This window comes from Cellulophaga sp., from assembly GCF_039943695.1.
Lineage (GTDB): Bacteria > Bacteroidota > Bacteroidia > Flavobacteriales > Flavobacteriaceae > Cellulophaga.
In genome coordinates, this window is record NZ_JBDVAA010000044.1 from 28,771 (window position 1) to 44,531 (window position 15,761).

Sequence of the window (15,761 nt, forward strand, 5' to 3'; positions counted from 1 at the left end):
CAACGCATTACTCTTCAACAAACAAATAATTTAATTTTAGGTTGTTAAAGGCAGCATTAAAAGCAGTAATTTCATCATCTAACACCTTATTAAAAGCAGTTAGTTGTGTATTAATTTTTGCTGTAAGTTCATTTTTAACAGCAATATCTTGGTCTGTTGGTGGAAAATCGTCCAAACCAATTAAACTATTTATATGCGCTAATTTGTTGGTGAGTTTTATAGGGAAATTAAGCGGATCTTGGTTACTTCTGTTTTTTGTTTGGTACAGCTCTTTCTCTATATTTTCTAACTTTTCTCGCATTGCCTTGGCTTTTTTTACCAGTTCTTTTGTTGCTTCAGTATCTTTATATTGTTTTTCAAAAGCAGCAAGTTGTGCCGTAATTTTGCGCATTTTTTTAATTGAAGTATGTGCTTTATTTACCGTTTCATTTACTTCAGTTATAAAATTGTATTGTTTTTGCATATCTGCAACACTAGCTTCTGCTCTTGGGTCTGGCACAATAGTAAAATCTTTGCTTTGTGTAGCGCCATTAACCACTAATTGTACGTTGTAATCTCCAGGTACTGCTTTTGGTCCGTTAAAACTAGCCCACCAAAAAATCATACCTTTAAGTTTCTCGGCTCCCTTTCCGCGCGTGTCCCACACAAAGGTGTTGCCTCCTTTTTTAACTTTTAATTTCTTGTTTTTTTCTTTGGCCTTATTACTAAACGTAGCTAAAGTATCTCCTTTTTTATTAAAGTAGATAAGCTTAACACTGTCTTTTTCTTCTACTTTGTTTAAGTAAAAATGTGTAATTACACCGTTTGGATGGTTGCTTCCTGCTAATTTAGACGGTCTGCTACTGCTACCACCTTTTGTTCTATAAGTATCTTTTGGTTTGTATAATATTGATGTAGCATTTTTTGTATTTTCATTTAACTGATGCAATACAGATAAATCATCTAAAATCCATAAGCTTCTACCTTGCGTAGCAACAATTAAATTGTTGTTTTTAATTGTTAAATCTGTTATGGGTACAATTGGTAGGTTTAACTGAAAAGGTTTCCAACTGCCACCATCATTAAAAGAAATATACATTCCTGTTTCTGTACCAGCGTACAATAATCCTTTTTGTTTAGGATCCTCGCGCACCACACGTGTAAAGTGCTCATTGTTTATACCGTTGGTAATTTTTGTCCACGTTTGTCCGTAATCTGTAGTTTTGTATAAGTAAGGAGCAAAGTCGCCCAACTTGTATTTTGTAGCAGCTACATAACAGGTACCTTCATTAAAAGCAGAAGGTTCTATACTGTTTACCATAGACCATTCGGGCATATTTTTAGGTGTAACATTCTCCCAAGTTTCACCTCCGTTTTTAGATACGTGTATTAAACCATCATCACTACCAACCCAAAGCAAACCTTCTTTAAGCGGACTCTCATTAGCTGCAAAAATAGTACAGTAGTATTCTACACTTGTATTGTCTTGTGTAATTGGTCCGCCACTAGAAACTAGCTTATCAGCATCATTACGAGTTAAATCATCACTTAATAATTTCCAAGACTGACCTTCATTTTCTGTAACGTGTACGTGATTAGAGAAGGTGTATAGTTTTTTAGGGTTGTGCCTGCTAAATAGTATAGGAAAGTTCCATTGAAAACGATATTTCATACCATCTGCACCATAACCCATTGGGTTGTCTGGCCATACGTTTATAGCTCTTGTAGTACCTGTTTTATGGTTTTTTCTAGTTAAAAATCCGCCATAACTGCCACCATAAACAATATCATTATTTGTTGGGTCTACCGCAATATGTGCAGACTCGCCACCAGCGGTTTCCTCCCAGTCGTTATCACTAATAGAACGCCCGTCACTTCTGTGGTTTATACGTATGGTAGAATTGTCTTGCTGGGCAGCATAAATTCTGTACGGAAAAGCATTATCTGTTGTAACTCTGTAAAACTGTGCAGTAGGCTGGTTGCTGTACGTGCTCCAAGTAGCGCCACCATCATAAGTAATTTGCGCACCACCATCATCACCAATAATCATTCTCTTTGGGTTTTCTGGAGCTATCCATAAATCATGATGGTCTCCGTGTGGTGCATTAAAAGTGCTAAATGTTTTACCGCCATTTGTAGATTTGTGGTATTGTACATTTAGTACATAAACAGTGTTTACATCTTCTGTGTCTGCATACAAACGCGTATAATACCAAGCACGTTGGCGTAATTTACGCTCAGCATTTACCTGAGTCCATTTTTTACCGCCATCATCACTACGGTACAGGCCACCTTTATTTTTGTTTTCTACAATTGCCCAAACACGTTCCGAGTTTTTAGGCGAAACAGTAACACCAATAATACCTAATGTGTCTTTTGGAAAACCTTCGTTTTTAGAGATCTCTGTCCAGCTTTCTCCGCTATCTGTACTTTTCCATAAAGCAGAACCATCTCCGCCACTGCTTAAGCTATATGGTGTTCTTTTTGCACGCCACGTAGATGCGTACAAAACACGTGGGTTATTAGGATCTAGCATTAAATCTACTGCGCCTGCATTGCTATTAACAAATAGGGTTTTGCGCCACGTTTTACCGCCATCTGTACTTTTGTAAACACCACGTTCTTCTGTAGGTTTGTATATGTTACCTAAAACTGCTGCGTAAACAATGTTAGGGTTTTTAGGGTGAATTTTTATACGTGGTATATGTCTGCTTTTGCTTAAGCCAGCAGAGCTCCAAGTTTTACCGCCATCTTCGGTTTTCCAAACACCATAACCTGAAGATACATTACCACGTAATGTTTTTTCGCCACCACCTACGTAAATAATATTAGGATCACTTTGTGCAACTTCTATAGCGCCAATACTACCGCCAAAAAAGCCGTCAGAAATATTTCCCCAGCTTCTGCCACCATCTTCGGTTTTCCAAACACCACCACCTGTGGCACCAAAATAAAATAAGTTTGGTTTATTTGGTACACCAGTTACAGCTGCAGATCTGCCACCTCTAAAAGGGCCAATTAAACGGTATTGCATACTGCTATATAAGGCTTCTGGGTACTGGTCTGTTGTAGATTTTTGTTTTCTTTTTTGAGCAAAAGAAATCTGAGAAATGCATAAAAGCAGCAACAAAAACGTGCTGTTTTTTAAGTGATTGAGTTTCATAATGTTCTTGGTTGTAATTAGTCTCTCTAAAAATAGGTAAAAACTACAAGCCAAGGAAATTAAATAAAACGAGTGTTTTATGCGTTCGGGTTTTTATTTCTAATGCGTTTGTATAGTTTTATGCCTAGCATTAAAAGTAGTGCCAATGTAAAAATGCCTAGTACACCGTAAACCCAGTTAATAGCGCTCCTTACAATAACTAAAAACACCACAGAAAAAAGAATAAGCGTAGAGGCTTCATTCCAAATACGCATAAATTTAGAGCTGTACCTTATTTGGTCTTTTTGTAATTGGTTAACTATTTGATGATTTTTTAAATGATATAAAATCAATAAAAAAACAAACCCAAGTTTTATGTGCATCCAAGGCAGTTGTAAAAACGATGGGTTAATTATAAGTAGTAATACAGCAAATAACACAGCTAAAATTGCAGATGGCCAGGTAATAATGTACCACAAGCGCTTAGTCATTAATTTAAACTGTGTTGTTAGTATTTCTTTTTCTGGAGATGGTTTAAAGCTAGCTTCAATATGGTAAATAAATAACCTTGGTATATAAAACAAACCAGCAAACCACGTAATTACAAAAATTAAGTGAAGCGATTTTATATACAGGTAATACTTATCCATTAGTACAATAGTTTTATTTAGCCTGGTAAGCTACCATCTTTTTCCCAATTATTAACCCATTCTGCCATAACAGCAACCCAGTTTTCATCTGTGTTTAAACAAGGTATATGTTTGTACTCTACACCACCAGCTTCTGTAAATTGCTCTTTACCTTCCATAGCAATTTCTTCTAAAGTCTCTAAGCAATCTGCAACAAAGGCAGGTGTAATTACGGCTAAGTTTTTTTTGCCTTCTTTAGGAAAACGTTCAAACTCAAAATCTGTATAAGGTTTTAACCAAGGGTCGTTTGGCAAACGAGATTGGAATGATACACTTATTTTATCTTCTGGTATACCTAAAAGGGCAGTAACTCTTTTTGTAGTCTCATAACATTGGTGACGGTAACACGTATTGTGTGCAACAGAGTTTGTGCTACAACAAGAGCCATCTATTTTACAATGAAATTTAGTTGGGTCAGATTTTTTTATGTGACGTTCTGGAATACCGTGGTAAGAGAACAATATATGATCGTAATTAAAACCTTCTAAGTTTTTAGCAATACTATCAGATAGTACTTTTAAATAGGCTTCATTTTTATAAAAAGCCTGTAATGTAGTAATTTTCATTTCAGGAAAATGCTTCTCTTTTTCTTCCATCGTTTTAACCACAACGGTTTCAAAAGAAGACATTGCATACTGTGGATACAAAGGAACTAACAATACCTCGTCTACGCCTTTGTCTTTAAGTTCTTGCAATCCGTTTTTAATAGTCATACTACCATAACGCATACCCAAGGCAACAGGCATTTTGGTGTGTTCTTTTACTTTTTTTGTAAAACGTTCTGATATTACCACAAGCGGAGAACCTTCTTCCCACCAGATTTTTTTGTAGGCTTCGGCAGATTTTTTAGGTCTGGTACGTAAAATAATTCCGCGTACAATAATATTACGTAACCAATTAGGTACATCTATAACTCTTTCATCCATTAAAAACTCATCTAAATATGGTTTAACATCTTTAGCTGTTGGACTATCTGGTGACCCTAAATTTACTAATAAAACTCCTTTCACAATTGTATCTTTTTAGAAATGCAAAAATAGGGCTTGTAACTCAACTTTAACACTTTTGACTATAATTTATACTTATTCTTTAATAACTAGAATCGTTTTTTAAAAGTTTAGTATCTTCATAATGTAATGTTAACTAAGCCATATTTTTTTTGCGATAATTTTTTTTAGTGCAACTTACAACTAATTTTTTCGTTGTTATTTAATAAAAAAACAAATGTTTATGCGCATTTTTATTGGTTCTGTTTTGCTGTTCTTTTCTTGCTTAGGCTTTGCTCAAGAAAAAAACAGTTTGCTTTGGGAGATTTCTGGCAATGGCTTAAAGCAAACATCTTACCTATACGGAACAATGCACGTAAGTAAAAAAATAGCTTTTAGGTTAGACGATGTTTTTTATGAGTCGCTATTAAAGAGTGATGTTGTTGCGTTGGAGTCTGACCCTGCTACTTGGTTAGAGGATGATATAAACCAGACTTCTGCACGTTTTAACTATGTGCCAAAAGGTTTTTATGCAAGCTCTTTTTTAATGAATAATCCACAGGTTGAAGAAGTAAGTTCTTACTTGGCTTTTGAGGATCGTATTTTAAATGGATTACTATATAGAACCAACTCTTTTAGTCAGGATTTTGAAGAAGAAACATACTTAGATATGTTTATATACCAAGCGGGACAAAAGTTTGATAAAAAAATAGTTGCTTTAGAAGGTTTAGAAGAATCTAGAATTTTAGTAGGTAGGGCAAACTTAAACTCTATGAAAGATAAGCCAGATGATTGGTTGCTTAAAAAAATGCAGCAAAAAGGAATGGATTTTCTGTTGCAAGATGCTTACAGAGAACGAAATATAAATTTAATTGATTCTTTAGATTCTGGTATGCATACAGAGCACTATTTAAAAAATATGCTCTACATACGTAATCACAATATGGTTGTAAAGTTAGATTCTCTATTGCAAAACAATAAAGTGTTTACGGGTATTGGCGCAGCACATTTACCAGGAAATAAAGGTGTAATTGCACTTTTACGTAATAAGGGGTATACTGTTAAACCTCTAACATCTAAAGTTGGTTCTAAAGGCAAACAGCTAAAAGAAAAAATAGTTAAAACATTTAAGCAAAACAGGTACAAGGAGCAGTCTCCAGATGATAATGCTTTTACGGTTTTGTTACCTAATAAATTATATCCAGTAACAGATAGTAACAATACAAGTTATATAGTGCCAGATTTGGCAAATGGTAGTTATGTGATGATTACCCGCATACCCACTTTTTCTTATTTAAAAAATGATAGAACTTTTGATTTTAAAAAGATTGATGAGTTGCTTTTTGAGAATATTCCGGGTAAAATTTTAGAGAAAAATAAGAAAGAAAAAGACGGAGTCCCGTTTTTAGAAATTAAAAACTTGCTTAAAAATGGAGATCACCAGCGGTACCAAATTTACATTACACCATTAGAAATTATTATTTTTAAAATGGGTGGTGAGGGTAGTTATGTGCAACAATATTCAGATACTATTTTTAATACTATTACATTAAAAAAGGATCTTTTAAAAAATGTTAAGATAACTTCTGGTTTTAAAGATTTTTCTGTACAAATGCCATCAAACCATACGTTTACTAATAAATACAGGAAAGGAAATCGTTTTGTACAGGGCGTAAATACAAAAACAGATGACTATTATTTTCTTAAAAAGGTTAGTCAAAACGATTTGCGTTTTATAGAGGAAGATACGTTTGAGCTAAAACAAATTCAAAAGCGTTTTTATCAGCAATTAAAAGTAAAACCAGTTTACAAGAACTTTAAAAATAATATGCTAACTTCTAGTGCAGTTTTAGATTCTGTTTCTGGTAAAAAACTTTTTTTAAAATCTGCCATAAACGGAGTTAATTACTATTTGTTGGGTGTTGTTAGTAAAGACTCTGCTGTTGCAAACACTTATTTTAATTCTTTTAAAATAAATGCACCAACGTATAAAAAAGAGTTTACTATTGTAAAAGATACGGCACTGTATTTTACCACTAAATCTACTGTAAAACCACCAAGTTTCTCCGTTAACAATTACCGTTTTAATACCGGTAGAAAAAAGCCAAAAGCATACAACCCATACACAAAAACAAATCTTTACCAGAATGCTAATGGAGAAATTATTAGCGTTGCAGTAAATAAAGCACACGATTTTCTAATGCTGCCAAGTGTAGATTCTCTTTGGATAATGCGTAAAAAAATATACCAAAAAAAGAGTTTTATTTTGTACAAAGAGCAGCAATCTAAAACGCCAGAAGGGTATGAGCAGTTAAATATAATTTTAACAGACACTGCAAGTACAAGAGGTATTTTTGTTAGAAACATAGCAAAAGATGGTTTGCTGTATGAGATTAAAGCGGTTGTGGACACGGTGCAAAAATCTAGCGATTTTGTAACTGCTTTTATAAATAATTTTACGCCAAAAGATACCGTTATTGGTAAATCGTTTTTAGAAGATAAAACACCTTTGTTTTTTGATGCATTGCGTAAAAATGATAGTATAGCACTTAACGGATATCGGTTTTTAAATTTTGAAGCAAAACACTTAGACTCGCTTACGCATTATGTAACTAGTTTTGATTTTAGCGATAGTCAAAAGAAAATACAATCTTATTTAATTGAAGAAATGGGTAAGCTTAAAAGTAACAGGGTTACACCTTTTTTTACTTCTTTTTATGAGGATTCTTACAACAACTCTAATGCGCAAACAAAAATACTGCAAGCTGTGGCATCAAAAGCAAATGAGAAATCTGTTCATACGCTACTAGATTTAATGTCTAAAGATTTGCCACTAGTTAGTAACGACTATGAAATTAATTCTATTTTTAAACCGTATCTGGATAGTCTTCCTTTAGCAAAACATTTGTTTCCTAAAATTTTAGAATATAGTGCTATTGAAGAATACAAAGCACCTATATTTTCTATTTTAGCACGCTTGCAATTGCATTCCCATATAAAATCTAACAGCTATAAAAAATATAAAAAACAGATTTTAAACGATGCTAAAATTCAGCTTAAAAGGCATTTAGGAAAAGATAATAAAAATGGTATACCAAGAGGATTTGGATCTAGAAATGTAGCTTATAATACATTAGAAGATTACGCAATTTTACTTTTTCCTTTTAGAAAAGAAAAAGAAGTGCAGTGGTTTTATACTAAACTTTTATTAAGTAATGATGCCGCTGTTAAAACAACGTATGCTGCTTTGTTAGCTAGGTCTAATTCATATATACCAAATGGTATTTTGGACTCTTTGGCTGCTAATCCAGAAAGCAGAAAACTCTTGTATGATAAACTTAAAGTCGCAAAAAAAACAAGTGTTTTTCCAAAAGCATATAATACACAAGAAAGTTTAGGTGAAAGCTTAGTATACTTTAGAAATAAATATAATACCAATAAGTATAAAGTAAGTTTTATAACTAAAAAAGGCATATACTATAATGGAGTGCCTTACGTAGGTTATTATTATAAGTATAAAATAAAAACGACTTATGATGATATTTCTAAATTATACCTAATAGTATATCCTAAAAGCAATAAAATAGGAGGTCAGCCTTTTTATCAGAATAACGGAAGAAACTTAGATGATGTTTATACTCAAGATGAGGTTATGGATATGGTCACAGAGGAGTTTATTTTAAAAGATAGAGAGCGTGCTGCTATCTACAGACCTAATGCTTACAATACTCAGTTTATGAACTACAACTATTAATTTTTAATTACTTTTGATGATGATGAAAAAACAATTAATAGTACTGTGTACTCTTTTATTTTCGATAGTTTCTTTTGCGCAACATATTACCTGCTCACCAAAAGATAGTATTGCTTTTAATGACAAAATTAAACAGATAAAGGCCTTGCCAAAATCTAATACTTTTGGAGATAGTTTAACGGCTATAGGAAAAACTTTTTTAGAAATTCCGTATGTTGCAAAAACGCTAGAAATTGGAAAAAAAGAATCTTTAGTTGTTAATTTACAAGGTTTAGATTGTACCACTTTTGTAGAAAACGTTTTAGCTTTTGGATTAATTTCTAGAGCAGATAATTTACAGTTTTTAGACTTTACTAATGCCTTAAAAAAAATTAGATATAGAGATGGTAATTTAGATGGTTATGGCTCTAGACTGCATTACTTTACAGAGTGGATTTCTAATAATGAAACCAAAGGCTTGGTTAAAAATATAACAAACGACCTTGGAGGTAAAATTGTTAAAAAGGAAATTAACTTTATGGGTACACACAGAGATTTGTATCCGTTTTTAAAAGATGATGCTAATTATAATACTATTTTAGAGTCTGAAGAAGTACTAAAGCAAAACGAGTTTTGTGTATTATCTGCAGATGATATTGCAGCTAATGAGCACTTAATACAAACTGGTGATATTATTGCGTTGGCAACCTCTATTAAAGGATTAGACGTTACGCATACAGGTATTGCTATACGTGCTCAAGATGGGCGCATACATATGTTGCACGCCTCTACAGGGTCTATGCAAGTAGAGATAACAAAATTATCATTGGTAGATTATCTTAAAAAGATAAAAAGTAATATGGGTATTATGGTTGCAAGGCCAATTTAAATTAGCCATTAGTTAAAGACATTAAATACTTTTTGGGTGTTGTACCATATTTCTTTTTAAAGGCGGCAATAAAGTGACTGGCTGTACTGTAACCTACCTTTAAACCAACCTCGTTTACATTATGCTGGCCCGTTTCTAACATTTTGCGTGCATAATCCATTTTATGTTCAAACAAAAAACTGTAGACAGAGTCGCCATAAATTTGTTTAAAACCTTCTTTTAACTTTTTTAAAGACAAGCCAATTTCATCAGACAATTCTGCTAACGTTGGTGGTTCTGCCATTCTTGCAATAATAATTTCTTTTGCTTTTTTAATTCGCTGTACGTTATCTTCATCAACCAAAAACGGACATTGTTCTATATCTGCATCTTCACTCATATTAAAATATAGAGCTATAAGTTCATAAACCTTTGCTTTTATATATAAACTTTTAATAGACGAGTGTAGGTTGTAGTTCATAATCTGACTAAGAACAATTGCTGTAGCCGGACTCACATTTTCTTGTGAGTAGTATTTTTTGTCTTTAAAATCGGAACTCAAAAAAGGGATATATTCTGCTTCTTTAGAAAATAAAGAATGAAACTTACGTATTGTCATTACCACAGAAACCATCCAAGAGTTAGGGCTTAGCTCTAAATTTAAAGGTAAATCTTTTTGTGTGTTGTATAGTAAAAGAGAGTTTTCTTCAGAAACCTCTAAAGCATAGCTACTGTCATTAAAAATAAACTTTCCGTTGCCTTTTAAACAGTAATGAAACTGTATGAAAGAACTGTCTATTTCACGTTCAACTTTTTGATTTTCAATACTATCGTTTTGTATTTTAAGTACGTAAAACCCGTCTTCAATCAGTACTTCTTCAAATGAACCTTTAGCGGCATTTTTTGCTTCCATATTAAAAATTATTACAACTTACACCTATTTAGAAAGGTTCTAAATAGAAATCTTAAAATCATTGTTATAGCAACAAATATAAGCATTTAGCACCTTTTTAGCGTAAATGTTGGTGTAAAAAGCGGTTATCGATACTTATTGTTCCTCTAGCGTTACTTTTATTGTAATGCTAGAATTATTTTTGTAACCGATTTGAAAAATTCCCAATGAAGAATTATCATATTTCTAAACATAACTCTTTTTACACTATAGGTCTTAATTACGAAAAGGCAGATGCAGTTGTAAGAGGTAAATTTAGTTTAGATGAAAAAGCAATGAATGCATTGCTAGTAGAGGCAGCAGAGGAAGGTATAGATGGCTTATTGGTAACCTCTACGTGTAACAGAACAGAATTACACGGTTTTGCAAAGCATCCATTTCAATTAATAAAATTGTTGTGCGATAATGCTTTGGGTACGGTTGAAGAGTTTCAGGAAGTAGCATATGTATATAAAAATAACGATGCTATTAGTCACTTATTTAAAGTAGGTACAGGTTTAGATAGTCAAATTCTAGGCGATTTTGAAATTATAAGTCAACTTAAGCAAAGTTTTGTTCGTTCTAAAAAACACAATTTAGCAAACCCGTTTATAGAACGTTTGTGCAATGCAGTTATACGTGCAAGTAAACGTATCAAAAACGAAACAGAAATATCTAGCGGAGCAACATCTGTAGCTTTTGCATCTGTACAGTACATTATTAAAAACGTTCCTAATATATCAGATAAAAATATTTTACTTTTTGGTACTGGTAAAATAGGACGTAATACGTGTGAAAATTTAATAAAACACACACAAAACTCTCACATAACTTTAATAAACAGAACCAAAGACAAGGCAGAAAAAGTTGCTGGCAAGTTTAATTTAGTAGTTAAGGATTACGGAGATTTACAGGCCGAAATTAGAAATACAGACGTATTAATAGTTGCTACTGGCGCTGCACAACCTACTATTTCTAAAGAGTTAATTTATACTAAAAAGCCACTTTTAATTTTAGATCTTTCTATTCCTAAAAACGTGGCAGATAATGTAGAGGAGTTAGACAATGTATCTTTAATTCATTTAGATCATTTATCGCAAATGACAGATGAAACTTTAGAAAAAAGAAAACAGTTTATACCACAGGCAGAAGCTATTAACGATGAAATTAAAACCGAGTTTATAAAGTGGTTAGAGACCCGCAAATTTGCTCCGGTAATTAAAGCATTAAAGCAAAAGCTTAATACAATTAAAGAAGAAGAGCTAGATTTTCATAGCAAAAAGGCTGCTAACTTTAACTTAGAAGAAGCAGATATTATAACAGACCGTATTATACAAAAAATTACAAAACAGTTTGCTAATCATTTAAAAGATGAAAATACAGATGCAAACAATAGTTTAGATTTAATACAGAAAGTTTTTCAATTAGAATTGAATTCAACAAAATGAGCAAAATAATACGCATTGGTACCAGAGATAGTGAACTTGCACTTTACCAGGCAAACAGAGTAAAATCTGAACTAGAAAAATTAGGTCACAAAGCAAAAATTGTTGCTGTAAAATCTACAGGAGACTTAGAGTTAGATAAGCCACTTTACGAGTTAGGAATTACAGGTATTTTTACAAGAACTTTAGACATAGCAATGTTAAAAGGAGATGTAGATATTGCCGTGCACTCTTTAAAAGATGTGCCAACTGTTCTACCAAAAGGTATTGTACAAGCTGCTGTTTTAGAACGTGGTAATGTAAAAGATACGTTGGTTTACAAAAACAACGAAGAATTTTTAGGTGCACGAGATGGTGTTATTGCTACCAGCAGTTTACGCCGTAAAGCACAGTGGTTAAACCGTTACCCTACGCATAGGGTTGAAGATATACGTGGTAATGTAAACACACGTTTGCAAAAGCTAGAGGATTCAGAAACTTGGCACGGAGCTATATTTGCTGCTGCTGGTATTGGTCGTTTAGATTTAAGGCCAGAAGAAGCTGTAAATTTAGATTGGATGGTGCCTGCTCCAGGTCAAGGCGCAATAATGGTTGCCGCTAGGGAAATAGATGAGGATATTTTGGCTATTTGCTCAGAAATTAATCATGAAGAAACAGAAATATGTACTACAATAGAGCGTACATTTTTAAATAAATTAGAAGGTGGTTGTACTGCACCAATTGGTGCATTGGCTTATATAAAGAACGAGCAAGTAGTTTTTAGAGTTGTGCTTTTAAGTCCTGACGGATCTAAAAAAATTGAAACAGACAGAGTTGTGAAACTAGGTAAACATCAAGACCTGGCAGAGACTATTGCAGAGTTTGTTTTAGAGCGTGGTGGTAAATATATAATGGAAGGACTACATAGTGAGGATAAAAAGACCACTGTTTACTCTACCAAATTGCTAACCAACGACCAAAAAGATAGATTTACAAGCGGAATAACTGTAGAAAGTAACGATTTTATAAAAATTAACTCTAATAGAATTGCGCCTCGTTTTTTTAAAAATGAAATTGAAAACGTTGTTTTTACAAGTAAAAATGCGGTAGAATCTGTAATTACAAATTATGCGGGTTCAGAATTACAATTTAAAAATATTTACTGTGTTGGCCGTAAAACAAGACGTTTTATAAAAAATAATATTGGTCCTGTTGCACATTTTGAAAAAAGCGCAACAGAATTAGCACATTATTTAGCAGATAACTTAGATACAAAGGAAGTAACTTATTTCTCGGGAAATTTAAGATTAGATGATTTGCCTACAATCTTAGAAAAAAACAATATTAAGATTAATGAGATTGAAGCATACCAAACAAAGTTTGATACTAAAAAAGCACCAGATAGCGTAGAGTCAGTGTTATTTTATAGTCCGTCTGGTATAGAAAGCTTTTTAAAAGAAAATAAAGCCAATGCAATTGCTTTTTGTATTGGAGATACAACTGCTGCAGAGGCAAAAAAGCATTTTTCAGATGTTAGAGTAGCAAATCTACCAACTGTAGAAAGTGTTATAGATTTAGTAAATGAGCATTATAGCTAACTTTTAACCTTGGCTGTTGGCTATTGGTTTTTAGCTTTTGTTTGTTATAAAGTTGAGTTTAAGTTAAACAAATTCCTTCTGTTATAAAGAAGGTTAGGGAGAGGATATGATAAAAAACGATTTATTTTTAAGAGCCTTAAAAGGAGAAACTGTAGACAGACCACCGGTTTGGATGATGCGTCAGGCTGGTAGATACTTGCCAGAGTTTATGGAAATCAAAAAGAAATACGATTTCTTTACACGTTGTCAGACACCAGAATTGGCATCAGAAATAACAGTGCAACCTATACGCAGATATGGTATGGATGCAGCTATTTTATTTTCTGATATTTTAGTTATTCCACAGGCAATGAATATTGAGGTAGAAATGAAGCCAAATTTTGGTCCGTATTTACCAAATCCTATTCGTACCTCTAAAGATTTAGAATCTGTTATTGTACCAGACATAAATAGCACACTTGGTTATGTTATGGATGCTATTAAAATGACAAAAGAGAAACTAAATGATGATATTCCTTTAATAGGTTTTGCTGGTTCTCCTTGGACAATTTTATGTTACTGTGTACAAGGTCAGGGAAGCAAAAATTTTGATAAAGCAAAGGAGTTTTGTTTTACAAACCCTATTGGAGCTCACCAATTATTACAAAAAATTACAGACACTACTATTGCTTACTTAAAAGAGAAAGTTAAGGCAGGTGTTAATGCAGTTCAGGTTTTTGACTCTTGGGGTGGTATGCTATCTCCAACAGATTATCAAGAGTTTTCTTGGCAGTATATACAGCAAATTATAGATGCTTTAAAAGATGAAGCACCTGTAATTGCTTTTGGTAAAGGGTGTTGGTTTGCTTTAGGTGATATGGCTAAATCTGGTGCATCTGCATTAGGTGTAGACTGGACTTGCTCTGCACGTAATGCACGCTACTTAACAGGTGGTAATATTACGTTGCAAGGTAATTTTGATCCATCTAGACTATTGTCACCGCCAGCAGAGATTAAAAAAATGGTACACCAAATGATTAATGATTTTGGTAAAGACAAATACATAGTAAATCTTGGTCACGGTATTTTACCAAACATACCGCTAGAAAATGCAAAAGCATTTATAGATGCTGTAAAAGAGTATAAGGCTAACTAGTGAAAATCTGGACCAGAATAAAAAGTTTAAGCATAAGACAGTTTTTTAAACTGTCTTTGCTGTTTTTTAAACATCCATTGTTGTTGGTTCCTAGTATAAAGGCTACAAAACAAACATTTGCACTTTGCAATACGTATTACCCAGGAGGTCATAGTAAAAGTAATAAAGGCAATGCATTTAGGCACGCAGTGTGGAATGCTCTTTTGTGCTCTTATTCATTAAAACGAACCAAAAACAAGCAAAAAAGTGTGTTTTGGGCTCAAAAAGTTACCAATTTGTATGAGAAAGTTACTAATAATAATGAGTTAGATGAGCTTATGGATTTGCAAAATAGTGCAGTAGGCAGATTATATTTCTTCAATTTTATTGATAAGGACCAAGTAGAATTAATAGACTTTATTTTTGAAAAAAGTAAGGTTGCAGAAAAAATAGTAAGTGCAAAAGATATAAAACTATACCCTGCAAATATGGTATATATTGTACCTTAGTTTACTAAGAATTTTAAAACAAAAAAAATGCTCAAAAATATCTTAAAAGGAATAAAAGCCTATACAGGTACTTTTGCTCTAATTTCTAAGTTAAAACTTTGGAAATATTTTCTTGTACCTATACTAATTAGTGTATTAACGGCAGCTATAGTTGTGTTGTTAGCTATTTGGTTGTCTGGTAGTATTGGTGGCTTTATAGCTCAAATATGGATTTGGGATTGGGGTAAAGAGGTTTTTACTACAGTATCTAATTTTTTAGGTGCAACCATAATTGTTGTAATAGGTTTATTGCTATACAAGCATATTGTAATGGCATTGTCTGCTCCGTTTATGAGTCCGGTATCAGAAAAAATTGAAGCACACTTAACGGGTGTACCAGCACATAGTCATACAAACACGTCTTTTAGTGAGCAATTATGGAGAGGCATACGCATAAATGTAAGAAACTTGGTTAAAGAAATTTTATTTACCATACCAATTCTACTACTTGGCCTTATACCAGTTGTTGGTATAGCTTCAACCATATTGTTATTTTTAATGCAAACATATTACGCAGGTTTTGGTAATATGGACTATACTTTAGAACGTCATTTAAAATATAAAGAAAGTATTGTTCTGGTGCGTAAAAATAGAGGTTTAGCAATTGGTAATGGTATCATTTTTATGCTGTTTTTATTTGTGCCATTAGTAGGTATTATTCTTGTTTTACCTTTGTCTGTAACTGCAGCAACGGTAAAAACAATAGAAATTTTAAAGAAAGACACTTTAACTGTTAAAAAATAATTAGT

General features: G+C 32.9%; 11 protein-coding genes. 7 read left to right on the forward strand and 4 right to left on the reverse strand.

The window, feature by feature from the left end; genetic code table 11:
- Positions 1 to 7 precede the first annotated feature (7 nt).
- From ABJD66_RS03320 to hemH, 3 genes are all read right to left on the reverse strand, one after another.
- A complete protein-coding gene (locus tag ABJD66_RS03320; protein ID WP_348128211.1) occupies positions 8 to 3,142 on the reverse strand; it encodes a glycosyl hydrolase in 3,135 nt (1,044 codons plus the stop codon).
- A gap of 77 nt (positions 3,143 to 3,219) precedes the next feature.
- Positions 3,220 to 3,771: a CopD family protein gene (locus ABJD66_RS03325; protein WP_348128214.1), complete on the reverse strand. Its 552-nt coding sequence runs from the start codon at positions 3,769 to 3,771 to the stop codon at positions 3,220 to 3,222.
- 17 nt (positions 3,772 to 3,788) lie between these two features.
- Positions 3,789 to 4,820, reverse strand: a complete 1,032-nt coding sequence (gene hemH, locus ABJD66_RS03330) for a ferrochelatase (RefSeq protein ID WP_348128217.1) — start codon at positions 4,818 to 4,820, stop codon at positions 3,789 to 3,791.
- 220 nt (positions 4,821 to 5,040) lie between these two features.
- Between hemH and ABJD66_RS03335 the strand changes: the two genes are divergently transcribed.
- The gene (locus ABJD66_RS03335) at positions 5,041 to 8,550 is read left to right on the forward strand and encodes a TraB/GumN family protein (RefSeq protein WP_348128220.1); all 3,510 of its coding nucleotides are present in this window, start codon (positions 5,041 to 5,043) and stop codon (positions 8,548 to 8,550) included.
- Positions 8,551 to 8,566: 16 nt separating this feature from the next.
- On the forward strand, positions 8,567 to 9,418 hold the full coding sequence (locus ABJD66_RS03340) for an N-acetylmuramoyl-L-alanine amidase-like domain-containing protein (RefSeq protein ID WP_348128224.1): 852 nt from the start codon (positions 8,567 to 8,569) through the stop codon (positions 9,416 to 9,418).
- A 1-nt stretch (position 9,419) separates the two neighbouring features.
- Here the strand turns inward: ABJD66_RS03340 and ABJD66_RS03345 are convergent, their stop codons facing one another.
- Positions 9,420 to 10,310: an AraC family transcriptional regulator gene (locus tag ABJD66_RS03345; RefSeq protein ID WP_100894198.1), complete on the reverse strand. Its 891-nt coding sequence runs from the start codon at positions 10,308 to 10,310 to the stop codon at positions 9,420 to 9,422.
- 206 nt (positions 10,311 to 10,516) lie between these two features.
- Between ABJD66_RS03345 and hemA the strand changes: the two genes are divergently transcribed.
- The 5 genes from hemA (at position 10,517) to ABJD66_RS03370 (ending at position 15,756) form a co-directional block, all read left to right on the forward strand.
- On the forward strand, positions 10,517 to 11,776 hold the full coding sequence (hemA, locus tag ABJD66_RS03350; RefSeq protein ID WP_100894197.1) for a glutamyl-tRNA reductase: 1,260 nt from the start codon (positions 10,517 to 10,519) through the stop codon (positions 11,774 to 11,776).
- The gene (gene hemC, locus ABJD66_RS03355) at positions 11,773 to 13,350 is read left to right on the forward strand and encodes a hydroxymethylbilane synthase (protein ID WP_348128229.1); all 1,578 of its coding nucleotides are present in this window, start codon (positions 11,773 to 11,775) and stop codon (positions 13,348 to 13,350) included. Before hemA ends, hemC begins: the two co-directional genes overlap by 4 nt.
- A gap of 106 nt (positions 13,351 to 13,456) precedes the next feature.
- Positions 13,457 to 14,485, forward strand: coding sequence for a uroporphyrinogen decarboxylase (gene hemE, locus ABJD66_RS03360; RefSeq protein ID WP_348128232.1), 1,029 nt, complete (start codon positions 13,457 to 13,459; stop codon positions 14,483 to 14,485).
- Complete coding sequence (locus ABJD66_RS03365; RefSeq protein WP_348128235.1) at positions 14,485 to 14,973, forward strand: hypothetical protein; 489 nt, start codon at positions 14,485 to 14,487, stop codon at positions 14,971 to 14,973. The genes hemE and ABJD66_RS03365 overlap by 1 nt, the downstream gene beginning before the upstream one ends.
- Positions 14,974 to 15,000: 27 nt before the next feature.
- Positions 15,001 to 15,756, forward strand: a complete 756-nt coding sequence (locus ABJD66_RS03370) for an EI24 domain-containing protein (protein ID WP_348128238.1) — start codon at positions 15,001 to 15,003, stop codon at positions 15,754 to 15,756.
- The last annotated feature ends 5 nt before the right edge of the window (positions 15,757 to 15,761 follow it).